This window comes from Niallia sp. (assembly GCF_031978665.1).
In the GTDB taxonomy this organism is placed as follows: domain Bacteria; phylum Bacillota; class Bacilli; order Bacillales; family Cytobacillaceae; genus Niallia.
In genome coordinates this window covers 109,500-124,170 of record NZ_DALZDK010000001.1, presented here as the reverse complement: position 1 = coordinate 124,170, position 14,671 = coordinate 109,500, and the positions used below count along the sequence as shown (strand labels likewise).

The following is a 14,671-nucleotide window of genomic DNA, read 5'->3' as shown; positions in this document are numbered from 1 at the left end:
AAAAAACCTAGAATTATGTTCATGTTTTCCATTAGTTCTCACAAAAACAAAGGCTGTCCAGGATAAAAACTTTATATCTAACAAAGGTGTCAAAATCCTTTTTAGTAGATATGATGTTCTTTCCTGTTCAGCCTTTAGTATTTTCTTTCATTATACGCTAGCTTTACTAGTCTTTTTCGTTACATTTCTTGCTGTAATTCAGGTTCTTGTTTTGCTGTTTCGAACTGAACACCAACAATATGGATATTAACTTCTTCTGTTACAAGACCAGTCATATTAATTAACGTTTGACGAATATTATCTTGAATTTGTTGAGCAATCTGTGGAATAGACACGCCAAAATTCATCACACAATATACTTCCACTTTAATTCCTTCTTCACTAAGGTCAACCTTTATACCTTTGTTGTGTAATTTTTTCCCAAATTTCTCCACAACTCCAGTCGCAAAATTGCTTCTCATTTGTGCTACACCTTCCACTTCGGAAGCAGCAATGCTTGCAATAACCTCAATTACTTCAGGGGCAATTTCTACTTTACCTAACCCATTATATTCTTGGTTCATTTCTAAACTAGTTGTTTCACTCATACCCTTTTCCTCCTTTTAATCTTCTGATTTCATTAAATCATACATCTCTAAAAACTTTGTGTTGAAGTTGCCTTCCACAAACTTTTCATGATTAAGGAGATTTAAGTGAAATGGAATCGTAGTGTGTACACCTTCGATTACAAACTCACTCAGCGCCCGTTTCATGCGGGAAATAGCTTCTTTTCTAGTTGATCCATAGGCAATAACCTTAGCAATCATACTATCATAGTATGGTGGGATCGTATAACCAGGATAAGCAGCAGAATCAACACGTACACCTAAGCCACCTGGCGGTAAATACATGTTTATTTTCCCTGGTGAAGGCATGAAATTCATTGCAGGGTTTTCTGCATTGATTCGGCATTCTATTGCCCATCCAGTAAATGTAACATCCTTTTGTTGGTATTCCAGAGGTTTTCCTGATGCTACTAGTATTTGTTCTTTAATTAGATCAATACCTGTTACCATTTCAGTTACTGGATGCTCCACTTGAATGCGAGTATTCATTTCCATGAAGTAGAATGCTTGATTTTGATAATCAAAGATAAATTCTACTGTTCCAGCACCTGTATAATTTACTGCAGCCGCAGCCTTAACCGCAGCGTCTCCCATTGTCGCTCGCATTGCTTCTGATAAAACAGGAGATGGTGTTTCTTCTAGCAGCTTTTGCAATCGACGCTGAATGGAACAATCTCTTTCTCCTAGATGAATGACATTTCCATAATTGTCAGCAAGCACCTGCAATTCTACATGGCGAAAATCTTCAATGTATTTTTCTAAATACACGCCGGCATTCCCAAAAGCTGTTAATGCTTCTTGCTGGGTAATGTTTATTCCTTTAATTAATTCTTCTTCCGTTTTGGCTACACGGATACCCTTACCGCCGCCGCCTGCTGTAGCTTTAATAATGACTGGATATCCTATTTCTTTAGCGAGTGAAACTCCTTCTTCAACATCTTTAATAATACCTTGGGATCCAGGTACGATTGGCACACCAGCCTGACGCATTGTTTCTCTCGCAATATCTTTTGTCCCCATTTTATTAATAGCCTCTGGACTAGGGCCAACAAACGTGATTTTGCAATCTCTGCATAGTTCAGCGAAATCAGCATTTTCTGCTAAGAATCCATATCCAGGATGTATAGCATCACATCCTGTCAATGTTGCTACACTTATTATATTTGTAAAGTTTAAATAACTGTCCTTTGAAGCTTTTGGCCCGATGCAATATGCTTCATCTGCGATTTGCACATGTAGAGCCTCACGATCTGCTTCTGAATATATAGCCACCGTCTGAATATCTAATTCGCGACAAGCTCTTATTATGCGGACAGCTATTTCTCCTCTATTTGCGATTAACAGTTTTTTTATCATTGTTTAAGCCCCTTTTTGTTACGCCTTTACTAGGAATAATGGTTCCCCGTACTCTACAAGTTCTCCATCTTTAACGAGAATTTCTACAATTTCTCCATCTACTTCTGCTGTAATTTCATTAAATAGCTTCATCGCTTCTACGATACAAACGACAGAATCCTTCGTAACTTTGTCTCCTACTTTTACAAACGCATCAGCGTCGGGAGAAGCTGATTGATAGAATGTTCCTACCATTGGTGAAGTAATCTTATGTAAATTTTCATCCATTGCTTTCGCAGATGTATCTGTAACTACACTTTCTACGGCTACTTCTTTTGTTGTAGCTTCTTGTTGCTGGATTGTTTTCGTAATAACTGGAGCAGATACTACTGTCTCTCCGTAATTCTTCTTGATTTCGACTTTCACACCATCTTGTTCATATAAAAAATTGCTAATAGTAGAATCATCTATTAATTTTATTAGTTCTTTTACTTCTGAAATATTTAACATATAATTGCACCCCTTAAATCATTCTTTTAGGACTAGATACTAATATCATACGATAAGACCTTATGATAATTCAACATCCATCTTTAAAACACTACTTTTTTGCTACTGATTCTTTTATTATATTTCCTTTTATTTTGTGAATCGAAAGGTAATCATCTCTCTTTCTACATACTTATCATACCACTATCTTTTTAAAATAACTAATCCAAGCTGAGTGATTAAAGGAATACGCTTACTTTTAATTCAATATATAAAAAGAGCAAAAATTAATCATATTAGCAAGTGGTTATTCTTTTTCAAATAGTTATTCTATTTGACTGTTTTTCGTAAAGTTTATTGTAATTTCCCCCAGACTTAAATGCACTTTGCAAAGTTAAGATATTCCAATAATTGATTCCCATAGACAGTCTTACAAAAAAACTGTAGACACTAATTTTAAGTGAACTACAGTTTTCTAGAACTATTCATTTTTCCCTTGTTCATAAAAATTACTTCCAGTTACTGCTTCTTTTTACTTTGGATCAATCTTTACCGCAACATTCGCATTTGGTGCGTCCATATTTTTGCGTACAAGCTGAACAATTTCGTTTGCAGCTTCTGCAGATAGCTCCTCTGCTTTCACCGTTACTTTCACTGTACCATCTTCAGCAGTCTGAACAAGCACATCTTCATAGTTCTCTGCTTTAATTAGACTTTCCATTATTTTTTCATTATCTGTAATTTCCTGAAGTTCTTTAATTTGTTCTGTAGCTTCGTTTTTCTCTTCTGCTGTCTTATCTTTTGATCCTTGAATGGTTACTAATTCTTCTTTCATTTTGTCACGCTGCTCCATTAAATCAAGGCGCATTTGTTCAAATACTGCTTCAGAATCAGTTGTATTAACAGTGCTTTCCCCTTTATTATCTGAGGCTGCTTCCTCTGCATCATTTGTTGTTGCATTATCTGTATTTTCTTCTTCGGTTGTTGCAAATTCATTTAAGCGGGACTCTGGCGAAGTAATATAGTAGACAGACAATACCACAACCAAACTTAACATCGTTAACAACCATACTGTTTGCTTTTTTAATAACATCTATTATTCCCCCTTAGTTTTGTTTAGGTTGTACAGAAACTCTATGACTTGGTACATCCAATGCCCGAGTAACTGCCTCCACAATCATTGTTTTTACTTTTATATCTTCAGCCCCTTTTGCAACAACTAGAACCCCAACTATTTTAGGCTTCATCGTTTCCACTACAATCGGAACTTGTTTATCTCCATTTGGCACCAATACAACCGTTTCCTCATTTGAAGTTTCTTCCACACTCCTGTTGCCTCCCTGTGTATCCTCTTCTTCTGTTTTCTGAATGGTTTGCGATTGGTTTTTTTCGTATACTTTCTTTTCTGATCCTTCTATATTTACATAAACAATCGCGTCCTTAACCCCTGCTATCGCGGTTATCGCTTCTTTGATTTCTTCCTTGTACTGCTCTTCATAGTCAGCGATGGTTAAGTTACTACTATTGGCTTTTTGTCCAAAAGTTTCTTCTGCCGCTTCAGAGGAAGCATCATTACTATACGCAGCAACTTCCTGGGCTTTATTATCGTCTTTAAAAAACATATTGCTTAAAAGCATAATGGCTACCCCAAACAATACAACGATGACAATATAGGTAGTTTTGCCCTGCTTCTTTTCCTCCCCGTCGTTTGACAGAAATTTTTTTAACCAGCTCATTGGCCCTTTGTCCTTCTTATCCATTCTCCTCCTCCTCCCCTCCTTCGTACATAATTACTATTGCATCATCTCGCACTTCCCATTTTTCAGAAAGGAAAGAAATAATACTTTCTGTATCCATTTGTTTCGATTCAGTTTTGTCAAGAAGAGGTTGTTGTGCGTCAATTCGAACAGGGCTTACGGCTTCCACAACGTTTTGTGGATCCTTGCTTTCTTTCATATGGATAACCATTTCTGTTAAGTTTGCAGGAAACCCAACATCCTTCTCTTTGTCTATCGATAATTGAATCGAATTGATCTCCATTCCGTAATTTGCTATCAACTCCTCATTCGCATCCTCTTTTAATTGGACAGCCATTTTATTTAATGTATATTCATCAAGTGAGGCTTGTATTTCTCTTTTTTTCAATTCAATGGAATTATTCATATTTTTTTGTTCGGATTCCCCCATTGCACTGGCGGTGAAAACAGCTTCAAAGTCGCTGGATATAAGCTTAAATACAGGTGTCAATATGACCGTAATTAATAATAGCCCAGCGACCATCTTGGCATATTTCTGAAAGGTAGAGTTCGGCAAAAGCATATCTACTACGGTCGCTAGTAAAATAAATAGAATAATATTTGTAACCCACTCTGTAATAAAATTCATACTTATCCTCCTTTCTACCTCACCATCATCGTTAGATTACTCGCCACAATGATTACTGTAATGCTTAAAAAAAACATAAGGGAAACGATCGCTAATGCTGCAAAAACATAGATGACACTTTTACTAATAACATCTAGACATTTAATAACCGGCCCTCCGCCAATCGGCTGCAAAAGTGCTGCTGCAAATTTATAAATAAAGGAAATCATTAATATCTTAATTGCAGGAAATGCTACAAGAAGAAGGAGAATCACTACTCCTGCTATTCCAACTGTGTTTTTTAATAATAAGGATGCATTTATAACAGTATCTGTTGCATCTGTGAACATCCGTCCAATAACAGGAATAAAATTCCCAGTCACAAATTTAGCTGTTTTTATCGTAATCCCATCTGTTATTGCCGAAGATGCACCTTGAACGGAGATTACACCTAGAAATATAGTCAAGAAAATCCCCAAGATTCCTATACTGATATTACGTAATAAATTTGCTAATTGCGTAACCTTATATTGTTCCGATAGACTACTTACGACATGAAGCAAGGTTGATAAAAATAATAAAGGAAGGACAATATATTCAATTAACATCCCGCTTGTATTCATCAAAAATAGAATAACGGGATGAAAAAAAGCTGCGGATATAGCACCACCTGAAGCTGCCATCAACGCCAGCAATAACGGAACAAGCGCTAATATAAAATTCGTCATGTTCGAAATTGCGTCACTCGCATACGTAATAGCTACATGGAAGCTATTCAATGCGAGGATAATTAAGACCATAAATACAATGGCATAGGCTACTCTACTGATAGAGCTTTTCTCGAATGAATTTTGAAGCATTTGCAGCATTACACTAAATATAGTGAGCAATATTAACGAACCCAATAATTTTCCATTTACAATAATTTCATGAAAAGCAAATTTAAGCATTCCCTGAAAGAAGCCTTGTAAGTCAAAGCTTTTATTTCCTATCATAAAATCATATAGACTTCCTTTTTGGCTTTCTGGCAAGAAACCACCATACTCCGTCTTGATAGAATCCCAAAATTCCGTTAATTCATCGATGTCCAGTGACTCCAATTGAGATTCAACAAGTTTCGTTGGATCGACTCCTTCTTCATTTACTTCCTCTGAGCTTTCTACTTCTGTTGCTTCTTGTGATTCATGAGGTGAGGCTTGTACGATCGGTTCATATAGAAAAAAGATAGCTGCCATTATTAGTAGTACGACTTTCAGCTTTGTTTTCAATTTTTTCACCTCGGAATAAACGGTTTCCTACTTAACTTGGAATCATATTTAAAATTGTTTCTACTAAGACTGTTAATATTGGAACTGCCATTGCTAAAATCAATATCTTCCCGGCTAGTTCAATCTTTGATGCAATGGAGCCTTGTCCTGCGTCCTTGGTAATTTGCACTGCAAATTCTGCTATATAGGCGATTCCGATTATTTTTAGAATCGTCTCTACATAAACGGTATTTACCTTGGCGTTTAAGGCGATTCTTTCAACCATTTGAATAATTGCTGCTATTTGATCAACAAGAAAAAGAAAGATTGCACAGCCGACAAAGACAACTAATAAGAAAGCAATATTGGGCTTTTGTTCTTTTACTACTAATGCTAAAAAAGTGGAAATAAGTGCAATTCCAACTATTTGAAGAATTTCAATGACGATATCCTCCTTTACCCTTGGAATAAAAATACCGCTTTAATCTTTTGAAACAAATCATTTACAATATTAGCTACCATAAATAGAATGTAAATAAAACCAAATAAAGTAACCCATTGTGCATATTCCTTCTTGCCTACTTGGTCGAGGATTGTGTGCAAAAAAGCTACAACGATTCCAACACCCGCGATTTTGAATATAATATCGACCTCTAAGCCCATAAAGTCTCCTCCTAAAAACTACATCAATAAAATGACAATCAGCAAACCGGACAAAAATCCTAAGCTTCTTATCATTTTTTCGTATTTTCCTTGTATTTCCCTTGCCTCTTCTTCTTCTCTTTCCAGATGGGTAAGTGTCAGCATTATTTGCTTTTGTTGTGAAAAACGATCATGTCTACCTAATGTTTCTCCGAATTGCTTCATGATTTCTAATTCGGAATTCTTCATTGCTGTTTTCTTCCAAATATCATCTAAGCATAATGTCCATGCTTCTTTAACGGTTGTATCCTCTTTGATTAAACGTTCTGCAAAGCTTGCAAAAAAGAAACTTAATGGCTCACTTAATTGTTCTGCTAGTCTTCTGCAGGCTTCATGCAATGGAGTATGTCCATACATAATCTCCGCCTCTAATGATTGGAGTGCTGATTTCAATGCCCTAATTTGCTTTGGTCTTTGGCTTAATAGCTTTGAAAATTCCATTCCTCCCCAGCTTGTGGAAGCAAGAATCAAGATTGCGCCAATTATTTTTATCATTTAATTCACCTTCATTTCATCCATCAATAATTGGCCTTGTCCATTTCGTATTGCTGTTACTGTTCCAGGACCCTTCTTTCTATTTAATTCAATATAGCGTTCAAATATGCCCATTTTTATAATTGCAGAAAGCATTGGACGTTTTTTCACTTCATCCAAGCTTGATCCATGTGTCGTCATGATCAATTGAATACCGGCATTAACAGCTTCTAATATGGCTTCTTCATCCTCTTTGCGCCCTACCTCATCCACAATAAGTACATCTGGACTCATAGAGCGAATCATCATCATCATCCCTTCCGCTTTTGGACAAGCATCCAGAACATCTACACGTGGACCAAATGTCATCTGGGGAATCCCATCCATACATCCTGCAATTTCGGATCGTTCATCCACAATTCCTACTTTTGCTGGTCTTCGTAACGAATGCTCCTCCTCGGAAGAAATTAATCTAGCAATATCTCTCAATAAAGTCGTTTTCCCCGTCTGCGGCGGGCCAATAATCATCGTATGCCGCCATCTTCCCTTCTCATATAAATAAGGAATAAATGGATTCGCTATCCCGAGTTGCTCCTTTGCAATACGAATATTAAAAGAAGCTACATCACGTATTGCCTTTACTTTGCTATCCTGCAAAATGACCCTACCTGCAAGTCCAATCCGATGCCCGCCTTGTACGGTGATATACCCTCTTTTCAATTCTTCTTCCATTGTATAAACCGAATATTGACTAATTTTATTTAATAATTGGATACCATCCTCTTTCGAAACAATGAATGGGAAAAAGATAGAATGTCCATTAATAAATACTTCTAAAGGTCTGCCTACTCGAACTCGAATCTCTTCCATACCCAATCTTTCTGATGGAGGGATTGTGAGAATATGATTTTCAATAGATTTTGGCAGAAACGAATAAATGGTATTCACAATGAATTCCTCCTTTGCTACAGGTTACTATTTTTATTTAGACTTTTTTCTGCTTCTTAAAAAAAACGGAGTTGATTCTTGCTGCATGTAACTGAAATCAATCAAAATTTAAGAAAAGATAAATCCATTTACATGACATACATAGAATGACTTATTAAAATGTATGCTTGTCTCCTTTTTTTATGTCATTTCTTGTTTGATTCGTTTATTTTTATTGATGCGAATTTTTAAAAAAATAATAATAGCGAGCATTAAATGGGTTAAAAAATTGCATTTTTTCAAAAGCTATAGAAGATTTAAAGCCAAATATATAGGAGGAAAAGGATATGAAAAAGTTACTTCTCGTTTTCCTTTCCATCAGTTTAGGGTTCTTTCTTTCTGTTCAGACCGTGGAAAATAAACCCGCTTTAAGTAAGGAACAAAAGAATCGACCAAAAAACGTTATATTACTCATTGGGGATGGTATGGGTATCGGACAAATGGAGCTTGCTCGATTATTTGAGCATGGTACAAAAGGAAAACTTTTTATCGAAACACTTCCCTTTACTGCCATCGTGCACACTTCCTCCAGCAATAATCGCGTCACGGACTCCGCCGCCGGAGGAACAGCCCTTGCAATCGGCAAGAAAACGGATAATGGAATGATTGGCATTACACCTAATGGGAAAAACGAAGACAGTATATTAGATAAATTTAAAAAAGCTGGCAAAAAAACAGCCATCATTACCACTAATTCAGTCACAGATGCAACACCTGCAAGCTTTACTGCAAGCGTCAATAATCGATGGGCCGACCAAGAGGAAATTGCCAAGCAGCAATTAAGCAATAAAGTAGATATTATTATGGGGGGAGGCAAAAAGTACTTTACGCACACAGATAAAAGAGGAATGGACCTTATCGATGCATACAAAAATGCAGGATACACTTATATTTCAACCGCTGATCAATTAGAAAATACTGATTCGACTAAAATTCTTGGTCTTTTTGGAGATGCTCATTTAAACTTTCAAATAGATAGAAGCCTTCTAAAAACAACAGAACCAACATTACAGGAAATGACTAAAAAAGCACTGGATGCGCTATCAAAAGACGAGGAAGGTTTTTTTGCAATGATTGAAGGCGGACGTATTGACCATGCCTCCCATGCATCCGATATAACGGGAATATGGAAAGAAACGATTTCCTTTGATGAAGTGGTAAAATACTGTGTAGAATGGGCTAAGAAAAGAAAAGATACATTAGTTGTTGTTGCTGCTGACCACGAAACAATGGGGGTATCTGCTACCGAAGCAATGGATATTAAAGCACTTAAAAATATTTCTGCATCCCCTCACTACATGGCCCAGCAATTAATAATGAAAAAAACCAACGATAACTTTACGACCAAAAGTATACGGAAGGTTTTTAAAGAGTACGCGGCGATTGATTTAACAAAAGAAGAACTTGCCCTATTGCAATCTAATAAAACGCCTAAAAAAGGACAAGTATATCGTGAGCAACAAATCGACTGGAAAATCGGCAATATTATCGCGAATCATTATCACGGAGGCATTCTGCAACCACAAATACAGCAGCTTAGCAGTACAGGTGGGCATACAAGTAATATGATTATTGTCTTTGCCTATGGTATTGGGGCAGAAGAATTTCACGGAGTTTTAGACAATACCGACATTCCGAAAAAAATTGCTTCCATTATGGGGTATTCTTTTTCACATTAGTCCGACGAAAATCCAAGCAAATAAAATCACTTTCTCATAAGCTGTATGGAGGTGATTTTAATTGTTTTTGAGACCTACAACTGTAGCAAATATAACAAATAGATTCCAGCCCACTGGTAATAATAAACATTTCGGAGTGGATTTCGCCCAAAAGGGGACAAATCTTATTACCGCGAGTGCAGATGGAACCGTAACAAGATCCTATTATTCCACTAGCTATGGAGAATGTATTATGATTCTTCATGAAGTAAACGGACAAGTCTATGAAACAGTCTACGCTCATTTACAAAGTAGTTCAAGAAAAGTAAAGGTAGGAGATTATGTAAAGAAAGGGCAAGCAATCGGCATAATGGGCAATACAGGAAATTCGTCCGGTCAGCATTTACATTTTGAATTGCATGAAGGGCGATGGAATGATGCAAAATCCAATGCTGTTAATCCTCTTGATTACTTTGTAACGGAATCTAAACCGACTGTTTCAGATAATATTGAATATACTGTGAAGCCAGGAGATACTTTATATCAAATTAGTAAGAAATATAATACAACAGTCCAGGCACTTTCAGATTATAATAATATAAGCAAGACAAATGTGATTAAACCAGGACAGAAAATCAAGATACCATCAACAAAGGCACTTTATTATGAAATTAAAAAAGGAGATACGATTAGTAAAATTGCAAAGGAATTTCATACAAGTGTGGAAAAAATTAAGGAATGGAATGAATTACAGGATATCAATAAAATATATCCTGGCCAAAAATTAAGAGTTGGCTAAGCTTTTTGGATTTTATTACATGAAAAAGGAGGTAATCAAATGATTACCTCCTTTTTCAGCCGCATTTGCCGCTTAAGATGTATGGAGTTTCAAAACCTGCTCCACCAGGTGGGTGTTCGCAAAAGATATCATCATATGTCCTAATGACGAATGCATTAGGCCTGCTGATCCTTCTTTAATATAGAACTCCCTAATTATCGATAAAGGTTGAAACTTCATACGATAACGTACAACGCAGCTTCTATGGTTCTATCATACATGAATTATCTTCGGAAAGCAAATGGTAAAATTAGTATTTTGTTTTCCTTTCAGTTATTACGCACGAGAAACATAGCTTGCTTCAGCTGTGTTAATAATTAAACGATCCCCTTGGTTAACGAAGAAAGGAACTTGAACAGTTACACCTGTTTCCATTACCGCAGGTTTTGTACCACCTGAAGCAGTATCTCCTTTAATACCTGGTTCTGTTTCAGCAACTTCTAGTACAACAGTGTTGGGAAGTTCTACACCTAGTGTTTCTGATTGATACATCATAATATGAACTTCCATATTCTCTTTTAGGAATTTTAATTCGTATTCAATTACTGAAGAAGAAAGCTCAATTTGATCATAAGATTCTACATCCATAAATACGTGCTGGTCACCGTTTGCATATAAATATTGCATTTTGCGATTATCAATTTGCGCTTTTGCTACTTTTTCTCCAGCTCTAAATGTTTTTTCTTGAACAGCACCAGTACGTAAATTCTTTAATTTAGAACGAACAAACGCTGCCCCTTTACCAGGCTTAACGTGTTGGAAATCAAGTACGCGCCAGATTCCGCCATCTACCTCTATTGTTAAACCTGTTTTAAAATCGTTTACTGAAATCATGCAGTAATCCTCCTATAAAATAATCAGTTCCTTAGTTGAATGGGTTAAAGCTTCATTATGATCATTTGTTATTATTGTATCATCTTCAATACGCACTCCACCAAGCCCTGCAATATAAATACCTGGTTCTACCGTTACGACCATACCTGGTTCTAGCGGAGCATTATTTCGGAAGGATAAATTCGGTCCTTCATGGACTTCTAGCCCAATTCCGTGACCTGTTGTATGTCCGAAATATTCTCCATATCCTTTTTCAGTTATGTAATCACGAGTCAGTGCATCTGCTTGCACACCAGTAATTCCTGGTTTAATGCCTTCCATTCCCTTCAACTGAGCCTTTAATACGATATCATAGATTTCTTTTAATTTCTCATCTGGGTTACCAATAGCAATTGTTCTCGTAATATCTGATACATATCCATTATAATAAGCACCATAATCTAATGTAATAAAATCACCAGCTTCAATTACTTTATCGGTTGCAACACCATGTGGCAATGCAGATCTCTTTCCTGATGCAACAATAGTATCAAAGGAAGATGAAGTGGCGCCTAATTTTCTCATAAAAAACTCTAATTCATTCGAAACTTCCAATTCTGTTTTCCCAACCTTAATGAAATCAAGGATATGGGTGAAAGCAGCATCAGCAATCTTAGCAGCTTCCTTTAATATCTTAATCTCTTCATTAGTCTTAATCAAGCGTAACTTTTCAATTACACCTGAAACAGGCACTAATTCTCCTTTTACTACTGATTCTAATTCCTTATATTGAGCAAAAGTTGTATAGTCTTGTTCAAATGCTAATTTCTTTATGCCTAATTTCTCTGCTTGACTTGCGACCTCTTGAAGAATAGCCCCTTTATGCTGAACAACCTCAAATCCAATACATTGATTTCCAGCCTGCTCTACATAACGAAAATCTGTGATAAATAATGCTTTTTCCCCACTAATTAATACAGCACCTGATGAACCTGTAAAATTACTTACATAACGTCTGTTATATGTGCTTGTTATTAAAATACCTTCTGCTCCAACTGCTGTTAGTGCTTCTCTAACTCTTGTAAGTTTCTCCATTAAAATCCTCTCCCTTAGTTTATACACTTTCCTAGAGGCCCGTTCTTCTTAAAGCCTTAACAACTTCTAGATAAGATAAAAATCTGAATGATGAAAAAAGTACACTCATGAAATTATTTTAACATAAATACTTTTAGAATACAGGCAAAATAGCATGTAAACAAAGATTTTAGGCACCCTAACTAGTTAAGTAAAAGCCTGAATGTACGAGACTGTCAGCTTATTTTAAAGAAATTACTTCTATATTAAGAGCAGCAAATTCTATTCTAATTATAAATTACATAAAATAGGTTCTTATTCCCCTTCATTACCTGTTAAATTAGTAGACGGCTTTTTTTCTTTCCACTTTTTTAATTGAACTTCACTTTCTTCATAGGAAATTGTATAGCCTACAAAAACTCCGTAAAGGACATATAAACAAACGGAAGAAATAATCGTGTCTCTCTTTAACTCTAAAAATGGTGCCATACTTGGGAAAATGGGATTTAAAATGATAAACACACAAATAAACAATGCTATTCCAAATCCCATGCCAATATAAATGGTTTTAAATTTTCTGAGCATCAAATAGTAAGCAAATGCTGCCCCAGTTGAAAAAAAGCCTATTGCAACAATACTGATTACCGTGCCAAGCCAACCATATTTCCAGCTGCCAATCGCCCAAGGCTCTAAGAGAATGTTCGGGCGAATTTCTGTAAAATTAAAAACATATCCTATGTACCCAATTAGTGACCAGATAATCCCACCAAACATGCCTGTCCAAATTACTAAGGCGATAAAAGACATCGGTCTACCTTTTTCATGTGATTGTTGTTGGTTATCCATAATATCCACCTCCAAATAGTAGTATGTCCCATTCCTTTTCTTTCCTTGCATGATTATCTATGACTTCGTAAACTTTGTTGCAAAAGGTGAGCTGCCTTATCTTTTTTTAGAATTAATTTAAAGGAAGTATTAATAAAGGATAAAATGTCCTGCTAGTGGTTTTTAGAATTTTTTAGTAATATAGTAGTAGGGGATATACAACCATAAGTTTTTCAAAATAGATGCAATAATCAGTTGTTTTCACCTAAATTATCCTGAGGTTGGTGTTATTATACATGTCGAATGAACAAAAACCATTATACGGAGGCCAGGCTGTTGTAGAAGGTGTGATGTTTGGTGGTAAACATCATTATGTCACAGCCATAAGACGAAAAGATCAGTCTGTTGATTATCTTCATCTTCCAAGAACGTATAATACCAAGCTAGCAAAATTAAAAAAAGTCCCATTTTTAAGGGGGATTATCGCTATTATTGAATCAAGTGGGAACGGAACTAAACATTTGAATTTTTCTACGGATCGTTATGATGTTGACCCTTCAGAAGATTATAAATTAGCTGAACAAGAGCCTACTAAATTATCAATGATTTTAGGGGTAGCAGTTTTAGGTGTGCTTTCCTTTCTATTTGGAAAATTCATTTTCACGCTCATTCCAACTTTTCTAGCAGCTATGTTTATGCCAATTATTTCTGGACATGTTGCGCAGATTCTATTAGAAAGCTTTTTTAAGCTTATTCTCTTACTTGGATATATTTACTTTGTATCACTGACCCCTATTATAAAGAGGGTATTTCAGTATCATGGTGCTGAACATAAAGTGATTAATGCATATGAAAGCGGGAAAGAATTAACAATAGAAAATGTTCAAGCCGCTTCTAGATTACATTATCGCTGTGGATCGAGCTTTATTCTCTTCACGGTAATTGTTGGGTTATTTCTTTATTTATTTTTCTATCCAGATAATCTTTTAGACAGAGTACTAATTCGAATTGCCTTAATTCCTGTCGTTCTAGGTATTTCCTTTGAGGTATTGCAGCTTACCAATAAATTAAGAGAGGTTCCTGTATTAAAATATCTTGGATTACCAGGCCTTTGGCTACAATTATTAACAACGAAAGAGCCGAGCGATGATCAAGTCGAAGTAGCGATACTTTCCTTTTCAGAATTAAAAAGACGAGAAGAAGAAACAGAAGCAAAAGTTTCAAAGGCAGTTGTTGAATAAATATCATTTTGGGTATTAG

At 35.9% G+C, this 14,671-nt stretch carries 17 protein-coding genes and 1 other RNA gene; 3 read left to right on the top strand and 15 right to left on the bottom strand.

The window, feature by feature from the left end; all coding sequences use genetic code 11:
- Nucleotides 1–179: 179 nt before the first annotated feature.
- The 11 genes from RTL21_RS00640 to spoIIIAA all read right to left on the bottom strand — a co-directional run bounded on the left by RTL21_RS00640 (nt 180) and on the right by spoIIIAA (nt 8,164).
- On the bottom strand, nt 180–587 hold the full coding sequence (locus tag RTL21_RS00640; protein ID WP_312092270.1) for an Asp23/Gls24 family envelope stress response protein: 408 nt from the start codon (nt 585–587) through the stop codon (nt 180–182).
- 15 nt (nt 588–602) lie between these two features.
- Nucleotides 603–1,961 carry an acetyl-CoA carboxylase biotin carboxylase subunit gene (gene accC / locus RTL21_RS00635; protein ID WP_312092269.1) on the bottom strand — a complete coding sequence of 453 codons (1,359 nt, stop codon included), beginning with the start codon at nt 1,959–1,961 and terminating at the stop codon, nt 603–605.
- 18 nt (nt 1,962–1,979) lie between these two features.
- Nucleotides 1,980–2,450: an acetyl-CoA carboxylase biotin carboxyl carrier protein gene (gene accB, locus RTL21_RS00630; protein WP_312092268.1), complete on the bottom strand. Its 471-nt coding sequence runs from the start codon at nt 2,448–2,450 to the stop codon at nt 1,980–1,982.
- A 511-nt stretch (nt 2,451–2,961) separates the two neighbouring features.
- On the bottom strand, nt 2,962–3,522 hold the full coding sequence (locus tag RTL21_RS00625; RefSeq protein ID WP_312092267.1) for a SpoIIIAH-like family protein: 561 nt from the start codon (nt 3,520–3,522) through the stop codon (nt 2,962–2,964).
- Nucleotides 3,523–3,535: 13 nt separating this feature from the next.
- A complete protein-coding gene (gene spoIIIAG / locus RTL21_RS00620; RefSeq protein WP_312092266.1) occupies nt 3,536–4,189 on the bottom strand; it encodes a stage III sporulation protein AG in 654 nt (217 codons plus the stop codon).
- Entirely contained in the window at nt 4,182–4,814 is a 633-nt protein-coding gene (spoIIIAF, locus tag RTL21_RS00615) for a stage III sporulation protein AF (protein WP_312092265.1), read from the bottom strand. The genes spoIIIAG and spoIIIAF overlap by 8 nt, the downstream gene beginning before the upstream one ends.
- Nucleotides 4,815–4,828: 14 nt before the next feature.
- Nucleotides 4,829–6,061 carry a stage III sporulation protein AE gene (gene spoIIIAE, locus RTL21_RS00610; RefSeq protein WP_312092264.1) on the bottom strand — a complete coding sequence of 411 codons (1,233 nt, stop codon included), beginning with the start codon at nt 6,059–6,061 and terminating at the stop codon, nt 4,829–4,831.
- Nucleotides 6,062–6,092: 31 nt separating this feature from the next.
- Complete coding sequence (gene spoIIIAD / locus RTL21_RS00605) at nt 6,093–6,488, bottom strand: stage III sporulation protein AD (RefSeq protein ID WP_312092474.1); 396 nt, start codon at nt 6,486–6,488, stop codon at nt 6,093–6,095.
- 8 nt (nt 6,489–6,496) lie between these two features.
- A complete protein-coding gene (gene spoIIIAC, locus RTL21_RS00600) occupies nt 6,497–6,703 on the bottom strand; it encodes a stage III sporulation protein AC (RefSeq protein WP_016204918.1) in 207 nt (68 codons plus the stop codon).
- A gap of 18 nt (nt 6,704–6,721) precedes the next feature.
- Nucleotides 6,722–7,237 (bottom strand): stage III sporulation protein SpoIIIAB, encoded by a 516-nt coding sequence (spoIIIAB, locus tag RTL21_RS00595; protein ID WP_312092262.1) that lies wholly within the window; start codon nt 7,235–7,237, stop codon nt 6,722–6,724.
- Complete coding sequence (gene spoIIIAA, locus RTL21_RS00590; RefSeq protein ID WP_312092261.1) at nt 7,238–8,164, bottom strand: stage III sporulation protein AA; 927 nt, start codon at nt 8,162–8,164, stop codon at nt 7,238–7,240.
- Between the two features lie 326 nt (nt 8,165–8,490).
- Here spoIIIAA and RTL21_RS00585 point away from each other — a divergent pair, with 326 nt between their 5' ends.
- Together RTL21_RS00585 and RTL21_RS00580 are read left to right on the top strand one after the other, a co-directional pair.
- Nucleotides 8,491–9,882: an alkaline phosphatase gene (locus tag RTL21_RS00585; RefSeq protein WP_312092260.1), complete on the top strand. Its 1,392-nt coding sequence runs from the start codon at nt 8,491–8,493 to the stop codon at nt 9,880–9,882.
- A 61-nt stretch (nt 9,883–9,943) separates the two neighbouring features.
- The gene (locus tag RTL21_RS00580; RefSeq protein WP_312092259.1) at nt 9,944–10,660 is read left to right on the top strand and encodes a LysM peptidoglycan-binding domain-containing protein; all 717 of its coding nucleotides are present in this window, start codon (nt 9,944–9,946) and stop codon (nt 10,658–10,660) included.
- A 52-nt stretch (nt 10,661–10,712) separates the two neighbouring features.
- On the opposite strand, the gene ssrS is transcribed toward RTL21_RS00580, so the two are convergent.
- From ssrS to RTL21_RS00560, 4 genes are all read right to left on the bottom strand, one after another.
- Nucleotides 10,713–10,904, bottom strand: a non-coding RNA gene (gene ssrS, locus RTL21_RS00575) — 6S RNA.
- 71 nt (nt 10,905–10,975) lie between these two features.
- The gene (gene efp / locus RTL21_RS00570) at nt 10,976–11,533 is read right to left on the bottom strand and encodes an elongation factor P (RefSeq protein ID WP_312092257.1); all 558 of its coding nucleotides are present in this window, start codon (nt 11,531–11,533) and stop codon (nt 10,976–10,978) included.
- 12 nt (nt 11,534–11,545) lie between these two features.
- Entirely contained in the window at nt 11,546–12,607 is a 1,062-nt protein-coding gene (locus RTL21_RS00565) for a M24 family metallopeptidase (RefSeq protein WP_312092256.1), read from the bottom strand.
- Nucleotides 12,608–12,901: 294 nt separating this feature from the next.
- Nucleotides 12,902–13,432, bottom strand: a complete 531-nt coding sequence (locus RTL21_RS00560; protein WP_312092255.1) for a YqhR family membrane protein — start codon at nt 13,430–13,432, stop codon at nt 12,902–12,904.
- Nucleotides 13,433–13,707: 275 nt separating this feature from the next.
- Here RTL21_RS00560 and RTL21_RS00555 point away from each other — a divergent pair, with 275 nt between their 5' ends.
- Nucleotides 13,708–14,652, top strand: a complete 945-nt coding sequence (locus RTL21_RS00555; protein ID WP_312092253.1) for a DUF1385 domain-containing protein — start codon at nt 13,708–13,710, stop codon at nt 14,650–14,652.
- The last annotated feature ends 19 nt before the right edge of the window (nt 14,653–14,671 follow it).